17 protein-coding genes, 1 pseudogene and 1 riboswitch are annotated in these 19,253 nt (G+C 62.7%); of the genes and pseudogenes, 12 read left to right on the top strand and 6 right to left on the bottom strand.

Features of this window, described 5'->3' with window-relative positions:
• Positions 1 to 4: 4 nt before the first annotated feature.
• Positions 5 to 1,228: an MFS transporter gene (locus NKH97_RS01455; protein ID WP_128302485.1), complete on the bottom strand. Its 1,224-nt coding sequence runs from the start codon at positions 1,226 to 1,228 to the stop codon at positions 5 to 7.
• 121 nt (positions 1,229 to 1,349) lie between these two features.
• Between NKH97_RS01455 and NKH97_RS01450 the strand changes: the two genes are divergently transcribed.
• Entirely contained in the window at positions 1,350 to 1,958 is a 609-nt protein-coding gene (locus NKH97_RS01450) for a TetR/AcrR family transcriptional regulator (protein WP_027035960.1), read from the top strand.
• A gap of 289 nt (positions 1,959 to 2,247) precedes the next feature.
• The gene (locus NKH97_RS01445; protein WP_245486021.1) at positions 2,248 to 3,231 is read left to right on the top strand and encodes a hypothetical protein; all 984 of its coding nucleotides are present in this window, start codon (positions 2,248 to 2,250) and stop codon (positions 3,229 to 3,231) included.
• 122 nt (positions 3,232 to 3,353) lie between these two features.
• On the opposite strand, the pseudogene bluB reads toward NKH97_RS01445, so the two are convergent.
• A pseudogene (gene bluB / locus NKH97_RS01440) lies at positions 3,354 to 3,971 on the bottom strand (5,6-dimethylbenzimidazole synthase); the annotation flags it as partial.
• A gap of 111 nt (positions 3,972 to 4,082) precedes the next feature.
• Positions 4,083 to 4,262: riboswitch (cobalamin riboswitch) on the bottom strand.
• 121 nt (positions 4,263 to 4,383) lie between these two features.
• Between bluB and NKH97_RS01435 the strand changes: the two are divergent.
• From NKH97_RS01435 to NKH97_RS01410, 6 genes are all read left to right on the top strand, one after another.
• Entirely contained in the window at positions 4,384 to 5,310 is a 927-nt protein-coding gene (locus NKH97_RS01435) for a histone deacetylase family protein (protein ID WP_127290880.1), read from the top strand.
• A gap of 3 nt (positions 5,311 to 5,313) precedes the next feature.
• Positions 5,314 to 5,565, top strand: a complete 252-nt coding sequence (locus NKH97_RS01430; protein WP_127268720.1) for an exodeoxyribonuclease VII small subunit — start codon at positions 5,314 to 5,316, stop codon at positions 5,563 to 5,565.
• Positions 5,566 to 5,676: 111 nt separating this feature from the next.
• Positions 5,677 to 5,943 (top strand): DUF2277 domain-containing protein, encoded by a 267-nt coding sequence (locus tag NKH97_RS01425; RefSeq protein ID WP_027035955.1) that lies wholly within the window; start codon positions 5,677 to 5,679, stop codon positions 5,941 to 5,943.
• A gap of 39 nt (positions 5,944 to 5,982) precedes the next feature.
• On the top strand, positions 5,983 to 6,903 hold the full coding sequence (locus NKH97_RS01420; RefSeq protein ID WP_352795252.1) for a pirin family protein: 921 nt from the start codon (positions 5,983 to 5,985) through the stop codon (positions 6,901 to 6,903).
• A gap of 130 nt (positions 6,904 to 7,033) precedes the next feature.
• On the top strand, positions 7,034 to 8,947 hold the full coding sequence (dxs, locus tag NKH97_RS01415; RefSeq protein WP_352795251.1) for a 1-deoxy-D-xylulose-5-phosphate synthase: 1,914 nt from the start codon (positions 7,034 to 7,036) through the stop codon (positions 8,945 to 8,947).
• A 148-nt stretch (positions 8,948 to 9,095) separates the two neighbouring features.
• The gene (locus NKH97_RS01410; RefSeq protein WP_023808620.1) at positions 9,096 to 9,389 is read left to right on the top strand and encodes a hypothetical protein; all 294 of its coding nucleotides are present in this window, start codon (positions 9,096 to 9,098) and stop codon (positions 9,387 to 9,389) included.
• Between the two features lie 89 nt (positions 9,390 to 9,478).
• Here the strand turns inward: NKH97_RS01410 and NKH97_RS01405 are convergent, their stop codons facing one another.
• Positions 9,479 to 10,630 carry a GNAT family N-acetyltransferase gene (locus NKH97_RS01405; RefSeq protein ID WP_023808619.1) on the bottom strand — a complete coding sequence of 384 codons (1,152 nt, stop codon included), beginning with the start codon at positions 10,628 to 10,630 and terminating at the stop codon, positions 9,479 to 9,481.
• Positions 10,627 to 11,622 carry a sterol desaturase family protein gene (locus NKH97_RS01400; RefSeq protein WP_023808618.1) on the bottom strand — a complete coding sequence of 332 codons (996 nt, stop codon included), beginning with the start codon at positions 11,620 to 11,622 and terminating at the stop codon, positions 10,627 to 10,629. Before NKH97_RS01400 ends, NKH97_RS01405 begins: the two co-directional genes overlap by 4 nt.
• A 325-nt stretch (positions 11,623 to 11,947) precedes the next feature.
• On the opposite strand from NKH97_RS01400, the gene NKH97_RS01395 reads away from it, so the two are divergent.
• Positions 11,948 to 12,712, top strand: a complete 765-nt coding sequence (locus NKH97_RS01395) for a TlyA family RNA methyltransferase (protein ID WP_352795250.1) — start codon at positions 11,948 to 11,950, stop codon at positions 12,710 to 12,712.
• On the top strand, positions 12,709 to 13,950 hold the full coding sequence (locus NKH97_RS01390) for a class I SAM-dependent RNA methyltransferase (protein WP_023808615.1): 1,242 nt from the start codon (positions 12,709 to 12,711) through the stop codon (positions 13,948 to 13,950). Before NKH97_RS01395 ends, NKH97_RS01390 begins: the two co-directional genes overlap by 4 nt.
• Before the next feature lie 196 nt (positions 13,951 to 14,146).
• On the opposite strand, the gene tldD is transcribed toward NKH97_RS01390, so the two are convergent.
• Together tldD and NKH97_RS01380 are read right to left on the bottom strand one after the other, a co-directional pair.
• Entirely contained in the window at positions 14,147 to 15,559 is a 1,413-nt protein-coding gene (gene tldD / locus NKH97_RS01385; protein WP_127811002.1) for a metalloprotease TldD, read from the bottom strand.
• Between the two features lie 157 nt (positions 15,560 to 15,716).
• Positions 15,717 to 16,271, bottom strand: a complete 555-nt coding sequence (locus NKH97_RS01380; protein ID WP_023808613.1) for an invasion associated locus B family protein — start codon at positions 16,269 to 16,271, stop codon at positions 15,717 to 15,719.
• Between the two features lie 376 nt (positions 16,272 to 16,647).
• Here NKH97_RS01380 and coxB point away from each other — a divergent pair, with 376 nt between their 5' ends.
• Entirely contained in the window at positions 16,648 to 17,547 is a 900-nt protein-coding gene (gene coxB, locus NKH97_RS01375) for a cytochrome c oxidase subunit II (RefSeq protein ID WP_127257085.1), read from the top strand.
• A gap of 38 nt (positions 17,548 to 17,585) precedes the next feature.
• Entirely contained in the window at positions 17,586 to 19,238 is a 1,653-nt protein-coding gene (ctaD, locus tag NKH97_RS01370) for a cytochrome c oxidase subunit I (RefSeq protein ID WP_023808611.1), read from the top strand.
• Positions 19,239 to 19,253: the final 15 nt, after the last annotated feature.

The following is a 19,253-nucleotide window of genomic DNA, read 5'->3' as shown; positions in this document are numbered from 1 at the left end:
CTGATTATTCCGCGGCAATCGCGGCCGCTTCACATACGTCCATCTCGCACTCAGTCGTGGCAAGGCTGCGTTGGCCAAGCAGCACCGTGGCCAGCGCGATCGTGCCTGAAGCCACCGACACCCAGAACCCGTTCGGTGCACCGAACGCATCCACCACCGCGCCGGCCGCGAACGAGCCCAGCGCCATGCCGATGCCGATGCCGGTCATGACCCAGGTGATGCCTTCGGTCAGCATCGCTTCCGGCACATGCCGCTCGATCAGGCCGAAGGCCGTGATGAAGGTCGGCGAGATCGCCACACCGCTGATGAACACGGTCAGCGCCAGCAGCGGCACGGTGTCGGCGGCGAGCGGCAACAGCGTGCCGAGCGCGACGAGGGCGACTGCGATGGCGAGCTGGCGTTGCAGCGGCGCCTTCAGGCTGAGCGCGCCGACGATGATGCCGAGCACGAACGATCCCAGCGCATAAACGCCGATGACAAGGCTGGCGGCGCCGGGTTGGCCAAGCTCCTTGGTGATCGCCACGGTGGTCACTTCCGTCGTCGCGAAGGTTGCGCCGACGAAGATCAGGGCAAGCGTGATGATCTGAACCGGCCGCAGGCGGATCGCCGAGCCGCTTGAGTTATGGTCGACCGGCCGCACCTGGGGCTCGGTCGAGCGTTGCAGGATGAAGGCCGCTGATCCGAATGCGAGAAATAATGTGCTCACCAGAACGCCGGCTTCCGGGAATAGGGCGGCACTCAGGCCGACCGATAACGATGCCCCGGCGATATAGACCAGTTCATCGGCCACGGACTCGAAGGCGAATGCGGTGTTCATCTGCGGTCGTCCTCGGAAAATCTCTGTCCAGCGCGCCCGCACCATCGCAGGTATGCTTGGCATGGCGGCGGCCAGGAGTGCCGACACGAACAGCGTCCACACCGGCCAGTCCTGGTTGGCCGCCGCTATGAGGACGGCGAAAGCCAGCACCGCGATGATAGTGGTGGGCACGACGATTCGTGTCTGGCCCAGGCGGTCCACCAGTCTCGATATTTGCGGCGCGACGAAGGCGTTGGCCAGCGCGTATGTCGCCGAGACGGCTCCAGCCAGCCAGTATTCGCCGCGCGCCTGCGACAGCATCGCCACGATGCCGATGGGCGCCATGGCGATCGGCAGGCGCGCTAGGAAGCCGGCGGCCGCAAAGCCCTTGGCGCCGGGGGCACGAAAGATTTCCGCATAGGGATTTTGCATCGGTTGGTTCCTCGACAAAGGACGATTGGACAATTACATACGGAGCGTATGATTATTAGATAGAGCATACGCCGCGTATGTCAATTAGCATACGAAGCGTATGTGAATAGGTCCAGGACACATGCACAAACCCCGCAAGGAGATGATCGCCGAGACGCGCGCAAAGCTTATTGCGGCGGCCCGTCATGCCTTCGGCACAACAGGCTATGCGGAAGCCTCGATGGATGATTTCACCGCTTCGGCCGGGCTGACGCGCGGTGCGCTCTATCATCATTTCGGCGACAAGAAGGGGCTGTTGCAGGCGGTCATAGCCCAGATTGACGGCGAGATGGCGGCGCGCATCAATGAGGTCGCGTCGAGAGCGCCGACCCGTTGGCAACATTTCGTCGACGAATGCTCGACCTATATCGAGATGGCGCTGGAGCCGGAAATCCAGCGCATCATGTTCCGGGATGGCCCGGCCGTGCTGGGGGATCCAGCGCAATGGCCGAATTGCAGTGCGTGCATCGCTTCAATGACCGACCATCTGACCGCGCTGCAGGAGGAGGGGGTCGTTGTCTCCAGCCTCGACCCCGAGACGGCCTCGCGATTGATCAACGGAGCGAGCAGCCAGGCAGCGCAACGGATCGCCAATTCGAGCGACCCCGAAGCGACGTCGAAGAAGGTGGTGACGGCGTTCAAGCAACTGCTCGAAGGCCTGCTCAAGAAGCCGGACCCGCAGTCGAATTGAAGTTCCCACCGGAGCTTTCGTGCCCGGCAGCTGTTCCCGATAGGAATTTTTTCTTGACTCGGTGACCTCAGCTAAGGTATATATTCGTCCATGGTGCTGATTTGCGCCAGTGACCCGCCGCACAGGCGGGTTTTTCGTTTGATGCTCCGTCAGCCGCGCGCCGGCGAAAGGCTCCGAAAGAAAACCGTCAGCCCGAATTCGTTGCCCTTCGGCGTCAAGGCCGGCAATTGACAATCGCCGGGTTGAGCCCATCCTCTTCCACCATCTCTGAGGCGGAGATTCGGGGCACATGTGGGATTTCGAGATCGGCCGGTCGGTGTCCATCATGATGCGGACCTGGCCGTTCATCGTCTTTCGCATGATCGTCTATTTCGGCATCACACTGGCCTACATCATGGCGACCGGCACCGGTGCCTCGGTCGGCTATGGCGTCGGCCATATCTCCACCGATCCCGACGGGCCCATGTCCTTTGCCCTGTGGGGCGGCGTGGTCGGGTTTGGCATCGTCTCGATCGCGGTCTACTGGATCCGCGAATACATCCTCTACATCGTCAAGGCCGGCCACATCGCCGTCATGGTTCATCTGATCGACGGCCGCGACATTCCCGGCGGTCAGGACCAGATCGCCTACGCCAGGGATATCGTGACCCAGCGTTTTGCCGAGGCCAACACCCTTTTCGTCGTCGACCAACTCGTCAAGGGTGCCATCCGCGCCATCACCAGCCTGCTCGGCGGTATCGCCGCCTTCCTGCCGATACCGGGCCTGAGCGGCCTGGTCTCCTTCATCAACACCGTGATCCGCCTGTCGCTGACCTATGTGGACGAGATCATCCTCGGCTACAACATCCGCATCAATTCAGCCTCGCCGTTCGAGACGGCGCGCCAAGGCGTCGTGCTGTATGCCCAGAACGGCAAGGTCATGGTCAAGAACGCCGTCTGGCTGGCGGTCATCATGTGGGGCGTGTCATTCATCATCTTTCTGATGATGCTGGCGCCTGCTGGCGCAATTCTGTTCCTGATGCCTGGTCAGCTCGCCGGCTGGGCTTTTGTGCTCGCCATCGTCTTCGCCTGGGCATTCAAGGCGGCGTTCATTGAACCCTTCGCCATCGCCTGCTTGATGCAGGTCTATTTCAAGACCATTGCGGGCCAGGTGCCGGATCCCGCCTGGGACGCCCGGCTGGCCGAGGCGTCGTCGAAGTTCAGAGAGCTCAAGGACAAGGCGCTGGCCTCCTTCGGCGGTTCGCGCTGGGGTACGGCCGGCGCCACACCCTGATCCGCTGGGCGGGTGATGTCTGGTGAGGCAGAAACGGTGTTGAGGCGCGCCACGGTGGATTTGAGCTGTGTCTCGCCTTGCCCGGAAAAGGTCTCGCTCATGATCAGCTCCGGCAGCGGCAGCCGCCGTCCCCAGCCATGCGTTTCAAGGTCCGGTTTGGGAGCGAACTCGGAAACACGGCCGACGCAGAGATAGGCGATCGGCGTTACGTGGTCCGGAATGGCCAACAGCCGCTTCAGCGCCTCAGCCTCGATGATGCTCACCCAGCCGACGCCAACGCCCTCGGCACGCGCGGCCAGCCAGAAATTCTGCACCGCGCAGACGGTGCTGTAGAGATCCATCTCCGGATTGTGCCAGCGTCCCAGCGGCGAACCCTTCGAGCGCTGCCGGTCGCAGGTGATGCAGATGTTGAGCGCGCTCTCGCAGATGCCTTCCAGCTTGAGCTTGCGGTACAGCGCCTGTTTTTCCGCCTCGATCGCCGGCAGTTCCTGTTCTCGCGCGGCCAGGAACAGGTCGCGCACCTCCGCCCGTCGTTTGACATCGCGAATGACAATGAAATTCCATGGCTGCATGAAGCCGACCGATGGCGCGTGATGGGCGGCAAGCAGCAGCCGTGCCAGCACGTCGTCATCGATCGCGGTGGGCAGGAAATGGCTGCGCACGTCACGCCGCGTGAACATGGCGCGGTAGACCGCATCGCGCGCATTCTGGTCAAATCCATCGTCAATGGCAGCGGTCATGTGTTCCGGCATCGCTTGTCCCCTTGCGATTGCAGATTCAAAACTGACAGAGCGTACTTTGTGCGTCCAAGTAGACGCACGTCGCTCTGATGCCATCCGCCTGACCACGCGGATGACAATGCCTGCCAGGCCGGTCTTCTGGCTCGGGATCAACCCGCGTCCGGTGCCTTCCCGTCATCGACAGTGGCATTTACCGGCGCGGTCCCCCTCACAGCGTTGGGCACGCCACGGAATTCAACCGTGTTCCCGATTCTCCCGCTTGCGGCGGGCACCAGGCAGTACCAGGGACCTTACGCCGAAGCGCCCGCGGGGCCAATGCCTGCGGCGACGCGAATGGACGCAGTCGCGATTTTCCCCAGTCATCGGCCGCCCGTGCATGGCCTTTGTCGATCCGGGTCACTAGATTAGGACGATGACCACCCGTCTCTACACCCATCCGATCTTCCTCGAGCATCTCACGCCGCCCGGACATCCCGAGCGGCCCGACCGCTTACGCGCCATCGAGCGCGTGCTCGACGACGAAGCCTTTGCCGGGCTCGATCGTATTCAGGCGCCGGAAGGCGACGAGGCCACCATCCTCTACGCGCATCCCGCCGATTTCGTCGCCCGCGTGCGCGCCGCCATCCCCGACGAGGGGATTGCCCGCATCGATGCCGACACCACTGCCAGCCCGAAGAGCTGGCAAGCGGCGATCACCGCGATCGGCGCCGCCAACGCCGCCGTCGATGATGTCTTTTCGGGCCGCGCCGACAACGTCTTCGTCGCCGCCCGGCCGCCCGGCCATCATGCCGAAAAGACCACGGCGATGGGCTTTTGCCTGTTCAACACGGCGGCGATCGCGGCGCGTTATGCGCAGAAGAAACACGGTGTCGAGCGCGTTGCCGTCGTCGACTGGGACGTGCATCACGGCAATGGCACGCAGGATATTTTCTGGGACGATCCGTCGGTGCTCTATTGCTCGACACACCAGATGCCGCTTTATCCCGGCACCGGAGCGAAGACCGAAACGGGCGCCGGCAACATCGTCAACGCACCGCTGGCGCCGCAGACCGGCAGCGAAGTGTTTCGCGATGCCTTCCTGTCGCGCGTCCTGCCCGCGCTCGACAATTTCGCGCCCGACCTGATCATCATTTCGGCGGGGTTCGACGCGCACCACCGCGATCCGCTGGCCGAGATCAATCTGACCGAGGATGATTTCGACTGGGCGACCGGCCAGCTGATGCAGCGCGCGGCACGCCACAGCGGCAACCGGCTCGTCAGCCTGCTCGAGGGCGGCTACGATCTGCAGGGATTGGCATTTTCGGTCGCCGCCCATGTCGGGCGACTGATGAAAGGATGAATGATGGCCGATGAGACCAACGAAGACGTCAAGGCGATGAGCTTCGAGCAGGCACTCGATGCGCTGGAGAAGATCGTCGATGATCTGGAGCGTGGCGACGTGCCGCTCGACCAGTCGATCAAGATCTATGAGCGTGGTGAGGCGCTGAAGGCGCATTGCGACCGGCTGCTGAAGGCCGCCGAGGACAAGGTCGAGAAGATCAGGCTGTCGCGCGACGGCAAGCCGGTTGGAACGGAGCCACTCGACGCGGATTGAGGCTCGGTCCGAACGATGGCCTCGCCTCACCGGTTTTTGGACATGATCATGATCGAGGATATAACTCGTTCCGATTGAAACAGCTCAAGGACAAGAGGAGATACGGAAGCGATGTGCAGAAACATCAAGACCCTGTTCAATTTTGATCCGCCGGCAACCAATGACGAGGTGCGCGACGCGGCTCTTCAGTTCGTCCGCAAGCTGAGCGGAACCACGCGACCCTCGAAGCAGAACCAGCACGCCTTCGACCATGCCGTCGAAGCCATCGCCGCCTCGGCGCGCGAACTGCTCGATTCCCTGGAAACCCACCAGCATCCGCGTAATCGCGAAGAGGTGGCGGCCAAGCTGCGGGCAAAGGCGGCGATCCGCTTTGCCTGATGCGGCCAGGCGGCCTTCGACCACCGACAAGGAGAGTCGATGAGCTTCTTCCCCGGGAAAGACCCTGAGGCAGGCGATGCCTTCGCCAGCGATCAGATCGAATTGATGGTCATACCCAACGCCAAGGATATCGGCGGTTTTCAGGTGCGCCGTGCCCTGCCGACGGCAAAAAGGCGGCTGGTGGGGCCTTTCATCTTCTTCGACCGCATGGGGCCCGCGGTCCTGCGCGCCGGTCAGGCACTGGATGTCCGTCCGCATCCGCATATCGGCCTGTCGACGGTCACCTATCTGTTCGACGGCAAGATCCGGCACCGCGACTCACTCGGCACCGAAATGGTCATTCAGCCCGGCGACGTGAATTTGATGACCGCCGGCCGCGGCATCGTCCATTCGGAGCGTACACCGGAGGAACTGCGTGGCGCGCCGATGTCGGTATCCGGCCTGCAGACATGGCTGGCGCTGCCGGACGACAAGGAAGAGGTGGCACCGGTTTTCGAGAATACCGCAGCGCTTCGGCTTCCCGAGATCGAAGCCGAAGGCGTCAACGGGCGCCTCATCATCGGCGATTTCCAGGGACTGCGGTCCCCGGTCAGGGCCGACACGGAGACGCTCTACGCCGACCTGCGCCTGGCGCCCGGCGCCAGCGTGAAAATCCCTGCTGATGCGGAAGAACGCGCCATCTATACGCTGGAAGGCGAGGTCTCAATTTCGGGTGATGTATTCCCAGCCGAACGGCTGCTGGTGTTCCGTCCCGGTGACGAGATCGTCGTGTCGTCGCAGACCGGGGCGCATTTCATGCTGTTCGGCGGCGCCTCTCTTGGTTCGAAGCGTTACATCTGGTGGAATTTCGTCTCGTCGTCCAAGGAGCGCATCGAACAGGCGAAAGAGGAATGGAAGACGGGCCGCTTCGACATCGTTCCCGGAGACGAGGAACGGTTTATTCCGCTGCCGGAAAGCTGATGCCCTGTCACCCAAAAGTGGCAGAACGAAATGCATAGACAAAAGACTAGGGCCTGATCCGCGTCACTGACACACATTTACTTTCGCCGGCCGGCGGCCTATTCGCCCATCAACCGAAAGCCCGAGCACCGTGAACGCAACGCCGCATACGCCGCTTCTCGACAAGGTCCGCATCCCGGCCGACCTGCGCACGCTTGCCGAAAGTGAACTGCCGCAATTGGCGTCCGAGCTTCGCGCCGAGCTGGTCGACGCCGTGTCCCGCACGGGTGGTCATCTGGGCGCAGGGCTTGGCGTGGTCGAGCTGACAGTGGCGCTGCACTATGTCTTCAACACCCCCGACGACCGGCTGATCTGGGATGTCGGCCACCAGGCCTATCCGCACAAGATCCTGACCGGCCGCCGCGACCGTATCCGCACGCTGCGCCAGGAAAGCGGTCTGTCCGGCTTCACCCGCCGCGCCGAGAGCGAGTACGATCCCTTTGGCGCCGCCCACTCCTCGACGTCGATATCGGCCGGCCTCGGCATGGCCGCCGCCCGCGATCTCTCCGGCGGCCGCAACAACGTCATTGCCGTCATCGGCGACGGCGCCATGTCTGCCGGCATGGCCTATGAGGCGATGAACAATGCCGGCGCGCTCGATGCACGGCTGATCGTCATTCTCAACGACAACGACATGTCGATCGCGCCGCCGACCGGCGCGATGAGCGCCTATCTGGCGCGGCTGGCCTCCGGCAAGGCCTATATCGGCCTGCGCGATTTCGGCAAGAAACTGACGTCCTATCTCGGCAAGCGCGCGGATCGTGCGATCACAAGGGCAGTCGAGCATGCACGCGGCTACGTCACCGGCGGCACGCTGTTCGAGGAACTCGGCTTCTATCACATCGGCCCGATCGACGGCCACAATCTGGAGCATCTGATCCCGGTCCTGAAAAACGTCCGCGACAATGGCGAAGGCCCGGTGCTCATCCATGTCGTCACCCAGAAGGGCAAGGGCTATGCGCCGGCCGAAGCCGCTGCCGACAAATATCACGGCGTCAACAAGTTCGACGTCATCACCGGCGCGCAGGCCAAGGCGCCAGCCAACGCACCGGCCTACACCAAGGTGTTCGCCGAAAGCCTGGTCCAGGAGGGCCGCGAGGACGACCGTATCGTCGCCGTCACCGCAGCCATGCCGAGCGGTACCGGCCTCGATTTGTTCGGTGAAGCGTTCCCGTCGCGCACCTTCGATGTCGGCATCGCCGAACAGCACGCGGTGACCTTCGCCGCCGGCCTTGCCACCGAAGGCTACAAGCCGTTCGCGGCCATCTATTCCACCTTCCTGCAGCGCGCCTACGACCAGGTCGTCCACGACGTCGCCATCCAGAAATTGCCGGTGCGCTTTCCCATTGACCGGGCCGGCTTCGTCGGCGCCGATGGCGCCACCCATTGCGGCGCCTTCGACACCACCTTCCTGGCGACACTGCCGGGTTTCGTCGTCATGGCCGCCGCCGACGAGGCGGAGCTGCGCCACATGGTGCGCACCGCGGCAAGCTATGATGACGGCCCGATCGCCTTCCGCTATCCGCGCGGCAACGGCGTCGGCGTCGACATGCCGGAGCGCGGCTCGGTTCTCGAAATCGGCAAGGGCCGCGTCGTCAAGGAGGGCACCAAGGTTGCATTGCTGTCCTTCGGCACGCGGCTGCAGGATTGCCTGATCGCCGCGGAGGAGCTAGGGGCTGCCGGGCTGTCCACGACGGTCGCCGACGCCCGTTTCGCCAAGCCGCTCGACGAGGATCTGATCCGGCGGCTGGCCCGCTCGCATGAGGTGCTGGTGACGGTGGAGGAGGGCGCAGTCGGCGGCTTCGCCAGCCACGTGCTGCAGTTCCTCGCCCATGAAGGCCTACTGGAAAGCGGCCTGAGGGTGCGCCCGCTGGTACTGCCCGACGCGTTCACCGACCACGCCAAGCCGGAAAAGATGTATGCCGATGCCGGGCTCGATGCTGCCGGCATCGTGCGCACCGTGTTCGTGGCACTCGGGCACACAGTCCACGCCCAGCGCGCCTGAATCAAAGTCTCAATGACTTGAATCGGTTTGCCGGCCAACCATCTTAACGCGTTGTTTACGCTGACGTTTGGCGCTTTGCTTACCGTGTCTGTTGGCCGTTTTTCAATGGCGCCCTGCTAGATCGTGATCAGGCAGGGAGACAACAACAATGAAAACGCTTCTGTGCGGTGCAGCGCTTTGCGCCGTCATCGTCGCGCCGGCCACAGCCGAAACGCGCTATGATCGCAGCCTCGAAAAGGCGGCGATGGGCATCATCGCTGGCAAGATGGGCGACATCCGCGGCGGCTTTTCATTCAAGCAGGTGCCGCAACTGGTGGTTCTGCCGGCCCCTGTTTCCGCGCCTGCGGTTGCCATCGAGCCTGCACGCGAGCAAGCTTCAGGAGGGCGTGAGGATGGGTTGTCTCCAGCCGTCGAGCGTCCGGTTCCGCGAAGCGTATTCTGAGCTGGAGAGCAGCAAGCCTTGATCGGGATTGCCCGATCGTTTCAATGTGCTTGCCGCTGTGCGGGTGATCTAAGAAGGCGCTGGCAATGCTACTCCGCCGCAACCAACTCCGCTTGCTGCGCCGGTTTCTCGGGGCGCCAGGATTGCGCCGCGTGGCGGGCGCGGTCTGCCAGGGCGGCTAGGCGTCCGCGCAGGTTTCGTCCACCCACCACCGACGACAAGGTCACCGAATGCGTCGCAAAGCGGCGCTTGAAATCCTCGCCGCCGCAGAGAAAATCGATCGTGGTCAAGCCCCGGTCAAACGACCACTGGATGTAATCCATCATCAAGACCATGCCTGGCGAGGCCCGTTCGAAGGCCGGATCATAGGTGGTGACGAAAGCCATCATCGTTCCATGCTGCTCGAAATTGATCGATATGGCGATGATCTCGTCTTCGCGTTCGAGCACGAAGATGCGCAGCAATCCAAGCTTGGCCAGAACGGATATGAGTGCCGCCAGCGCGGGGGAACCTTCGTCGAAGAGGTCCGAAACGCGGCCGTGTTTTGCAAGCCATACCCGCTTCAGTGCCGCGACGCGCTCCAGCACCGGCTCGCGGGCTTCGTGCGCGTCCATCAGGCGGAAACGCAGCGCGCCGCCTTCCTCCATGAATTTGTAGCCACGGCGATAGTTTTGCCGGGTTTTTTTCGACTGGCTTTCAAACCATTGTGCGCCGCGTTGCCCGGCGCCGGAAACTCGATAGCTGACCTCGCTGCGGTGGCTTGGCTGCAAGATATTGTCTTGGCCTGGGGCGGCGGGACCGAGCAGGGTCCGGAATCGGGCATCGGGCAACAGACGATTGAGGTAGGCAAGATCGAAGCCGCCATCGTCGAGGATATGTTGCCAGAGTTGCGGCAGGATCTGTGGCTCGGCATCGGGAGCAAGCAGGACATCGCCATAGTCGCAGTGATCTTTCGCCGCCCACTCCAGCATACGGATGCCCGAGCGCCAGAAGGTCGCGAGCGCAATGACGGCCTCGAGGCGCTCGCCGCTCCAGACCATGCCGATCCTGAGACCGCGGCGGTCCTGATGCGGTGTGGTGTGCCACCAGGCCGAGATCCAGTCGGGATGCTGGAAAACGAGGCCGCCGGCGCGTTGCCAGAGCGCTGCCCAGGCGGGCGCGATTTCTGCCAGTCGCGCTGACGACGTCGCAATTTCGATCCGGTGCGTTCGCGGCATCCGGAACACGGCGGGTCCGTTCATGGCTTGCCCCCTTGCGGCGATTGCTGTGGCTCGGGCTTGTCGGTGCGGAAATGTCTGGCGATCTGCCGCCACATCCGCTTCAGCGGCAGAACATAGAGGCCTGCGAGCGACTGGTAGTCGCGCACGTTGCGTTCGATCAAACCGAACTTGAAGTCCTCGTCGGGTCTGGGAACGCATAGCGTTCCGAAGAGCCGATCCCAAAACGAGAAGAGCAGCCCGAAGTTCTTGTCGTAGTGGCGCGGGTCGGTGCTGTGGTGCAATTGATGCCAGTGCGGACACAGGATCAGATTGTTCAATGGTCCAAACGAGATCTTGAAATGCGTGTGCCTGACGAAATCCATCATCAGGATGTTGCGTATGATGTAGACGTTGACGCCGAAGACCGTCAGCTCGACGAGGTTCAGCGACACCAGCGACCAGATCCCGAAGCAGATGCCGGGAATGACGCCGTCCCAGGCCCGGTTCATCAATTCGTCGAGCGGGTGGACGCGATCCTTGGTGATGCCGACCATCACCTCGGCCGAATGGTGGACCTTGTGCAGTTCCCAGAGCACCGGGTAGCGGTGCTGGGCGACGTGATAGAGATAGTACGAAATGTCGTAGGCAAGCAGCATGGTGATGGTGAAGATCGTCACCGTCACCGGCCCTGCCGGTCCTTTGATCAGGGGCGGCTGGATTGCCAGCAGCGTGGAGAGCAACCAGTTCGTCGCATAGCCGACGGCGCTGACGAAGACGACGCCGGCGGGCAGCATGAGGAATGGCATCAGCGCCTTCCGCGTCACCCAGAACAAAAGGTCGGCTTTCGCCGAGGGATGCGTGATGACCTCATGCGGGACTGCGAACTCGAAGAACTCTTTCCAGCTCTTTTTCTCGACCGTGCGCCAGTAGGCGACCAGGGCGCTGACCAAAGCAGTCAGCAACAGAAGTCCGGTCGCCAGCAGGCCGGCGCCGGAAATCCGGTCAAGAACCTTGTAGACGATATCGCTGGCCATTTCCAAGGTTGCCGCCTCTCCATCCGGGTTTTCCGGTCGTCGCGGTCATAACATTGAAGTCCTCAAGCAAATGCGATGAAAATTGGTTAAGAAATCATGAGGCTTTCTAGGTGTTTGGTATTTATCCGCAGGCGGCGAGACCCCATGCTTCGGCGGTCATCCGTCTCAACGGGCGTAACGCATGGATATTCATAAGGATGGTCGGCGGGACGGAACGCCTCACCATCGTCACGGTGCAAGATGCTGGGTGTGACGATGGAACGGGAGACGAAATGCTTCCATCTGGCGCTCTTGCCATCGTCGTCGGCTTTCGCCATGAAGGCCGATGAATTCGCCTTTGCCAGCCAGCGCACGCCAGCGGCTCGACGACCTGCTCGTCCAGCGCGGGCTGTTTGCCAGCCGCTCACGTGCCCGCGACGCGGTCGAGCGTGGCACGGTGACCGTCGACGGCGTCATTGCGCGCAAGCCCGGCCTGAGCGTTTTGCCGCAATGCCTTGTTACCATCGATGATCCGGCGCAAGGCTATGTGTCGCGCGCGGCACTCAAGCTGATCGGTGGGCTCGATCATTTCGGCCTCGACCCTGCCGGCTGTGAAGCGCTCGACATCGGCGCCTCGACCGGCGGCTTCACCCAGGTGTTGCTCGAGCGCGGCGTGGCCCATGTCACCGCGGTCGATGTCGGTCATGGCCAGATGCATCCTGATATCGGCGGCGACCCGCGTGTGACGGTGATCGAAGGACTGAACGCCCGCGACCTCGCTGTTGCCGATCTCAGCGGGCGTATTCCGGATTTCATCGTGTCCGACGTCAGCTTCATCTCGCTGAAACTGGCGCTGCCGCCGGCGCTTGGTCTGGCGAAGGCTGGCGCCAAGGCCATGTTTCTGGTCAAGCCGCAATTCGAGGCGGGCCGTGATGCGATCGGCAAGGGTGGTCTGTTGAAAGATCCCTACGACGCCTCTCGTGTCGCCGGCCTGCTGCAGGATTGGCTGGACTCCGTTCCCGGTTGGCGCTCGCTGGGCCTGCATTTGTCGCCGATCGAGGGCGGCGACGGCAATCGCGAATTCCTGCTCGGTGGGATCAAGGACCGATGAGCGCGCGCTTCAGCATCAGGAAACTTGGCGCTCAGGGCGACGGTGTCGCCGAGACCGAGACAGGGGATCTGTTCATTCCCTTCACACTGCCCGGTGAAACGGTTACCGCCGCGCGCGAAAGGGATCGCGCCATGCTGATGGCGGTGCTGGAATCATCGCCGCTGCGCATCGATCCCGCCTGCCACCATTTCACCGAATGCGGCGGTTGCGCGCTCCAGCATTTCGAAGCCGAAGCCTATCGCCAGTGGAAACGCGAAAAGGTGGCGCACATCCTAAAGGGCAAAGGCATCGATTGCGAGATCGGTGACCTGGTCGCCTGCGCGCCGCAGACGCGCCGCCGTGTCGTGCTTGCCGCCCGCCGCACCGATACAGGCATGCTGCTCGGCTTCCATCGCCATCTGTCGCCAGAGATCATCGCCATATCGGAATGCCCGATCTCGCTGCCGGAGATCGTCGCTTCGCTCGATCGGTTGAAGGCGCTCGCCGAATTGGTCTGCGCAACCACCAAATCGTTCCGGCTGGCGGTCACCGTGACCGGTTCGGGTCTCGATGTCGCGGTTCATGAATCCGGCAAGCTGGGGGAGCATCAGCGCCGCATCGCTGCCAATTTCGTCATGGCGCAGGGCTTTGCCAGGCTGTCCATCGATGACGAAATCATCATCGAGCCGAGGAAGCCGGTGGTCATGTTCGGCAGCGTCGCTGTAGCCTTGCCCCCGGGCGCGTTCCTGCAGGCAACCGAGGCCGCCGAACAGGCGATGGCCGATATCGTCGGCGGGCATCTGAAGCGTGCCAAGAAGGTGGCGGATCTTTTCGCCGGTTGCGGCAGTTTTGCTCTGCGCCTGGCCGCGAAGTCGGAAGTCCATGCGGTGGAGGGCGATGCGGCAGCCCTTTCGGCCCTCGACCGTGGATCGCGTTTCGCCACTGGCCTGAAGCGGGTGACGGGCGAACGCCGCGACCTGTTCCGCCGGCCGCTGACGTTCAAGGAGTTGAATGCGTTCGACGGCCTGGTGTTCGATCCGCCACGCGCCGGCGCCGAGGACCAGTCGAAGCAGATCGCCCGCTCGGATGTTCCCTACGTTGCGGCGGTGTCCTGCAATCCGGTGACGCTCGCGCGGGATTTGCGCATCCTGCTCGACGGTGGCTACACCTTGAAAAGCGTCACCCCGATCGACCAGTTCCTGTGGTCGCCGCATGTCGAGGCAGTGGCGCTGCTGGAGAAGCCGAAGAAGAGGCGGTAGATCATTCGCTGGTTTGGCGACGCCGTGCTTCCGCGAGCACGCCCGTTTCTATTTCTCTCAATGTTTTCGACTTGCCTCTGTTGGGCAGCGACCCGAACACATCCTCGGGTCGCGTTGGGGGAAAGACCGGAGCAGGCCGTGTGAGCTGATCGGCGGTTGACTGGAGGCAACGGATTTTTCTCCAGTGGCCATCGCATCAGACCCGCGTGCCGCCGACCGTCATCTGATTCATGCGCAGATGCGGCTGGCCGACGCCGACGGGCACGCCCTGTCCGGCCTTGCCGCACATGCCGATGCCGGTGTCGAGCTTCATGTCGTTGCCGATCATCGACACGCGGTGCATGGCGTCCGGGCCGTTGCCTATCAGCATCGCGCCCTTGATCGGCTGCGTCACCTTGCCGTTCTCGATCATGTAGGCCTCGGTGCAGCCGAACACGAATTTGCCAGAGGTGATGTCGACCTGGCCGCCACCGAAGGAGACAGCATAAATGCCGTTCTTGACCGAGGCGATGATTTCGTCCGGCTCCATGTCGCCTGATGTCATGTAGGTGTTGGTCATGCGCGGCATCGGCTGGTGGGCGTAGCCTTCGCGACGGCCGTTGCCGGTTGCCTTCATGCCCATCAGCCGGGCGTTCTGGCGATCCTGCATGTAGCCGACCAGCTTGCCGTCTTCGATCAGCACATTGCGGGCCGAAGGCGTGCCTTCGTCGTCGACGGTCAGCGAGCCGCGCCGCTCGGGCATCGTGCCGTCGTCGACGACGGTCACCCCCTTGGCGGCGACCTGCTGGCCTAGCAGGCCGGCGAAGGCCGAGGTCTTCTTGCGGTTGAAATCGCCTTCCAGCCCATGGCCGACGGCCTCGTGCAGCATGACGCCCGGCCAGCCGCTGGACAAGACGATGTCGAAAGTGCCGGCCGGGGCCGGTATGGCCTCGAGATTGACCAGAGCTTGCCTGAGCGCCTCCTTGGCGGCGTGCTTCCAGCTGTCCTCGACCAGGAATTCGCCAAACGCCTTGCGGCCACCCATGCCGTAGGAGCCGCTCTCCTGGCGGTCACCATCGCCGACCACGACGGAGACGTTGATGCGGACCAGCGGGCGGATGTCGCGCACCATTTGGCCATCAGCGCGCACGATCTCGACATGCTGCCAGGATGCGGCGAGCGATGCCGAAACCTGCCGCACGCGCGGATCCTCGGCGCGCAGCCAGGCATCGATTTCCTGCAAGAGCTTTGCCTTGGCCTCGAAGGAAGGCGAGGGGATCGGGTTCTCTTCGCCATAGAGATGGCGGTTGGTGCGGGCGGGTGCGGCGGCAAGCGTCCCGGAATAACCGCCCTTGACGGTTGAAACGGCATCGGCCGCGCGCAGCAGCGAAGCTTCGGAGAGGTCGCTGGAATGGGCATAGCCGCTGGCTTCGCCGGCAACCGCACGCAGGCCAAAACCCTGGTCGGTGTTGAAGTTGGCGGTCTTCAGCCGGCCGTTGTCGAACATCAGCGCTTCGCTCTCGCTATATTCGAGGAACAGCTCGCCGTCATCGGCGCCGTTGATGGTCTCAGCGACGATCTGCTTGATGCGATCGTCTGAAATGTCGAATTGGCCGATCAGGCTGTTCATGGCGCGTCCGTTCACAGGAGGAATGGGTCTTTGCCACGATGTAGGCGCGAAGGTGCGCCGAGACAATCGTTCTGCCGCATTGTGAAGACAAAAGCGGTTTGCCAGCAGCCCGCCGATGTCACTTCTGGTTGATGAAGTCGGTGATGTCGCCGGGCTGTCAGGGGAGCGCGGCGAAGCCGTCGGCAAAACCCTTGAGGTCGACCGGGATGCCGATGCCTTCTTCCGGGGTCTGGAAGACGATGAAGGTGGCCGACGTGCCGGTCTTCAGCGTGTCGAGAAGCGGCTTTTCGAGAATGACCTCGGCATAGCAGCCGTCCTGGAAGCAGCGCACGAAATAGGCGCGGCCGATATCCTTGCCGTCGACATTGAGGCCGAGCCCGTTGGGCAAAAGCACGCCGAGCGGCGCCAGCACGCGCAGGATCTCCGCCTTGTTGTCAGCGGTGCGCAGCACCACGACCGACAATCCCATCTCGGGACGGTCCTCGGCGACGACGTTCTGCATCATCACGCATTGTTCCGAGGTGGCGCCGGCCGGTGTGTCGCAGATGATCGACCATGCGCCATGCGTCGAGCGCACGGTGCCGCTCGGCTGCGCGGCGTTGGCCGTGCCGGACACGATCGCGGACAAGCCGATGCCAGACAGGGCGGCGAGAAAGATGACCTTCGCCCAGTTTCTCGAAAACCGAGAGTTTCTCGAAAGCCAGTAATTCATGACGGCTCCATTGCGAATCACGGCACTTTAAGCCGCGCCAAAGCCAAGTAAAGGACGAGACCGCACCAGGTCTGCCCCGAAAAAGCCAATAGGGCGCTTTTCCCTGCCAATTTCGCCCGAATTGCGACGTTCGGCACGTGCGGCCCGCGGGAATGCTGCTGCGGGCTCACTGTAGGCGATTCGGTGCTGCCGCGGCTGCCGCCAAAGGCACATCCGGGCTTGCGCGCAAAAATGCCGCACGGTTTCGTCCGCTCCTTTCTTGCGGAGGGAAAAAGAGTATGGTTTGAACCAGCTTGAAACTGTCGGGATTCCCGTCCCGGCATTGTTCGTTATTCTCGTGAGTACCGCAGCGAGGAACTGGGAGACGATGAGGGCGATGAGAAATTTCCTGGCAAACGCCAAGGTTCCAGCAAGTGCCAAGTTTCTAAGTGCTTGTGCCGCTATCACGTTTTTCGCCGGCGCATCCGCCCATGCCGACCAGCCCAAGAACTGGGAGACAACCTTCCAGGCGCCGGCGACCGACATGATGCGGCAGATCGAGTGGTTCGGAAACTACACAATGTGGTTCATCGTCCCGATCACCATCCTGGTGCTGCTTCTGCTCGCCTACTGCATCGTCAGATTCCGCGCGAGCGCGAACCCGGTTCCGTCCAAGACCAGCCACAACACGCTGATCGAGGTGATCTGGACTGTCGGTCCGGTCGTGATCCTGCTTTGCCTGGCAATTCCCTCGTTCCAGTTGCTGACCGCGCAATATACGCCGCCGGAAGAAGCAAAGCTGACCGTCAAGGCGACCGGCAACCAGTGGAACTGGGACTACGAGTACCAGACCGAAAACACGCTCTCCTTCAACTCCGCAATCCTCCAGGACGGTGATCGGGCCGGCGCCGGCAAGGAGGACCGCAAGGTCTATCCGCGCCTGCTAGCCGTCGACAACGAACTGGTGGTGCCGGTCAACACCATGACCCGCGTGCTCGTCACTGCGACCGACGTGATCCATTCCTTTGCCATGCCGTCGTTCGGCATCAAAATCGACGCCATTCCGGGCCGCACCAACGAGACCTGGTTCAAGGCGGAGAAGGAAGGTATTTTTTACGGCCAGTGCTCGCAGCTCTGCGGCAAGGACCATGCCTTCATGCCGATCGCCATTCGCGTCGTCTCCGACGCGCAGTTCAAGACCTGGCTGGCGGCAGCCAAGACCGATCTGCCCGGCGCCAACAAGACGCTGATGGCCGAGGTCGACGGCCAGAACAAGGTAGCGGCCGCCGGCAACTGATGCCGCGGGTTAGCAAGATTTAGGGAACGGAGCGGAACATGGCAGACGCTGCAGCTCACGACGGGCACGACCACAAGCCTTATCACGGCTGGGTCCGCTGGGTTTATTCGACCAATCACAAGGACATCGGCACGCTCTACCTGATCTTCGCGATCATGGCCGGCATCATCGGCGGTGCCTTGTCGGTCGCCATCCGCATGGAGCTGCAGGAGCCTGGCATCCAGATCTTCAGCGGCCTGGCGCAGATGGTCTATGGCATGAACGGTGACGCCGCGATCGACGGCGGCAAGAGCATGTACAATGCCTTCGCCACCGCGCACGCCCTGATCATGATCTTCTTCATGGTCATGCCGGCGCTGATCGGCGGTTTTGCCAACTGGATGGTTCCGATCATGATCGGTGCGCCCGACATGGCGTTCCCGCGCATGAACAACATCTCCTTCTGGCTGCTGCCGCCGGCCTTCATCCTGCTGCTCACCTCGATGTTCGTGCCGAGCGCGCCGGGCGCCTTTGGCGTCGGTGGCGGCTGGACGCTCTATCCGCCGCTTTCGACCTCGGGCCAGCCCGGGCCGGCCATGGATCTGGCGATCCTGTCGATCCACATTGCCGGTGCGTCGTCGATCCTCGGCGCCATCAACTTCATCACCACCATCTTCAACATGCGCGCGCCTGGCATGACGCTGCACAAGATGCCGCTGTTTGCCTGGTCGGTGCTGATCACCGCCTTCCTGCTCCTGCTGTCGTTGCCGGTTCTGGCCGGCGGCATCACCATGTTGCTCACCGATCGCAATTTCGGCACCACCTTCTTTGCGCCCGACGGCGGCGGCGACCCGATCCTCTTCCAGCACCTGTTCTGGTTCTTCGGTCACCCTGAAGTGTACATCCTGATCCTGCCGGGCTTCGGCATCATCAGTCACGTCATCTCGACCTTCTCGAGGAAGCCGGTGTTCGGCTATCTCGGCATGGCCTATGCCATGGTGGCGATCGGCGCCGTCGGCTTCATCGTGTGGGCGCACCACATGTACACGACCGGCCTGTCGCTCGACACGCAGCGCTATTTCGTCTTCGCCACCATGGTCATCGCGGTGCCGACAGGCGTGAAGATTTTCTCCTGGATCGCGACGATGTGGGGCGGGTCGATTTCGTTCAAGACGCCGATGCTGTGGGCGCTGGGCTTCATCTTCCTGTTCACCATCGGCGGCGTCACCGGCGTCCAGCTGGCCAATGCCGGCCTCGACCGCTCGCTGCATGACACCTATTTCGTCATTGCCCACTTCCACTACGTGCTGTCACTGGGCGCGGTGTTCGCCATCTTCGCCGGCTGGTACTACTGGTTCCCGAAGATGACCGGCTACATGTATTCGCCCGTCATCGCCAACACCCACTTCTGGGTCACCTTCGTCGGCGTGAACCTGATCTTCTTCCCGCAGCACTTCCTCGGTCTCGCCGGCATGCCGCGCCGCACCATCGACTACCCCGATGCGTTTGCCGGCTGGAATTATGTGTCGTCCATCGGCTCGTATATCTCGGCCATCGGCGTCCTGATCTTCCTCTATGGCGTGTTCGAGGCCTTCCAGAAGAAGCGGATCGCCGGCGCCAACCCATGGGGCGAGGGCGCAACGACGCTCGAATGGCAGCTGCCTTCGCCGCCGCCCTTCCACCAGTGGGAACAGCTGCCGAAAATCAAGTAAGGCGGCTGCCCGCTC

Origin of the sequence: Mesorhizobium sp. M0870 (assembly GCF_040319775.1) — a bacterium.
GTDB lineage: Bacteria > Pseudomonadota > Alphaproteobacteria > Rhizobiales > Rhizobiaceae > Mesorhizobium.
This window is presented reverse-complemented; position numbering and strand designations above follow the sequence as displayed.

Excerpts from the sequence above, each read along its gene's own strand:
- NKH97_RS01450 (WP_027035960.1), top strand. The coding sequence starts at position 1,350 with ATGCACAAACCCCGCAAGGAGATGATCGCCGAGACGCGCGCAAAGCTT.
- coxB (WP_127257085.1), top strand. The coding sequence starts at position 16,648 with ATGAGAAATTTCCTGGCAAACGCCAAGGTTCCAGCAAGTGCCAAGTTT.
- NKH97_RS01410 (WP_023808620.1), top strand. The coding sequence starts at position 9,096 with ATGAAAACGCTTCTGTGCGGTGCAGCGCTTTGCGCCGTCATCGTCGCG.
- NKH97_RS01430 (WP_127268720.1), top strand. The coding sequence starts at position 5,314 with ATGGCCGATGAGACCAACGAAGACGTCAAGGCGATGAGCTTCGAGCAG.
- NKH97_RS01445 (WP_245486021.1), top strand. The coding sequence starts at position 2,248 with ATGTGGGATTTCGAGATCGGCCGGTCGGTGTCCATCATGATGCGGACC.
- NKH97_RS01380 (WP_023808613.1), bottom strand. The coding sequence starts at position 16,271 with ATGAATTACTGGCTTTCGAGAAACTCTCGGTTTTCGAGAAACTGGGCG.
- ctaD (WP_023808611.1), top strand. The coding sequence starts at position 17,586 with ATGGCAGACGCTGCAGCTCACGACGGGCACGACCACAAGCCTTATCAC.
- NKH97_RS01390 (WP_023808615.1), top strand. The coding sequence starts at position 12,709 with ATGAGCGCGCGCTTCAGCATCAGGAAACTTGGCGCTCAGGGCGACGGT.
- NKH97_RS01400 (WP_023808618.1), bottom strand. The coding sequence starts at position 11,622 with ATGGCCAGCGATATCGTCTACAAGGTTCTTGACCGGATTTCCGGCGCC.
- tldD (WP_127811002.1), bottom strand. The coding sequence starts at position 15,559 with ATGAACAGCCTGATCGGCCAATTCGACATTTCAGACGATCGCATCAAG.
- NKH97_RS01420 (WP_352795252.1), top strand. The coding sequence starts at position 5,983 with ATGAGCTTCTTCCCCGGGAAAGACCCTGAGGCAGGCGATGCCTTCGCC.
- NKH97_RS01395 (WP_352795250.1), top strand. The coding sequence starts at position 11,948 with ATGAATTCGCCTTTGCCAGCCAGCGCACGCCAGCGGCTCGACGACCTG.
- NKH97_RS01435 (WP_127290880.1), top strand. The coding sequence starts at position 4,384 with ATGACCACCCGTCTCTACACCCATCCGATCTTCCTCGAGCATCTCACG.
- NKH97_RS01425 (WP_027035955.1), top strand. The coding sequence starts at position 5,677 with ATGTGCAGAAACATCAAGACCCTGTTCAATTTTGATCCGCCGGCAACC.
- NKH97_RS01455 (WP_128302485.1), bottom strand. The coding sequence starts at position 1,228 with ATGCAAAATCCCTATGCGGAAATCTTTCGTGCCCCCGGCGCCAAGGGC.
- NKH97_RS01405 (WP_023808619.1), bottom strand. The coding sequence starts at position 10,630 with ATGAACGGACCCGCCGTGTTCCGGATGCCGCGAACGCACCGGATCGAA.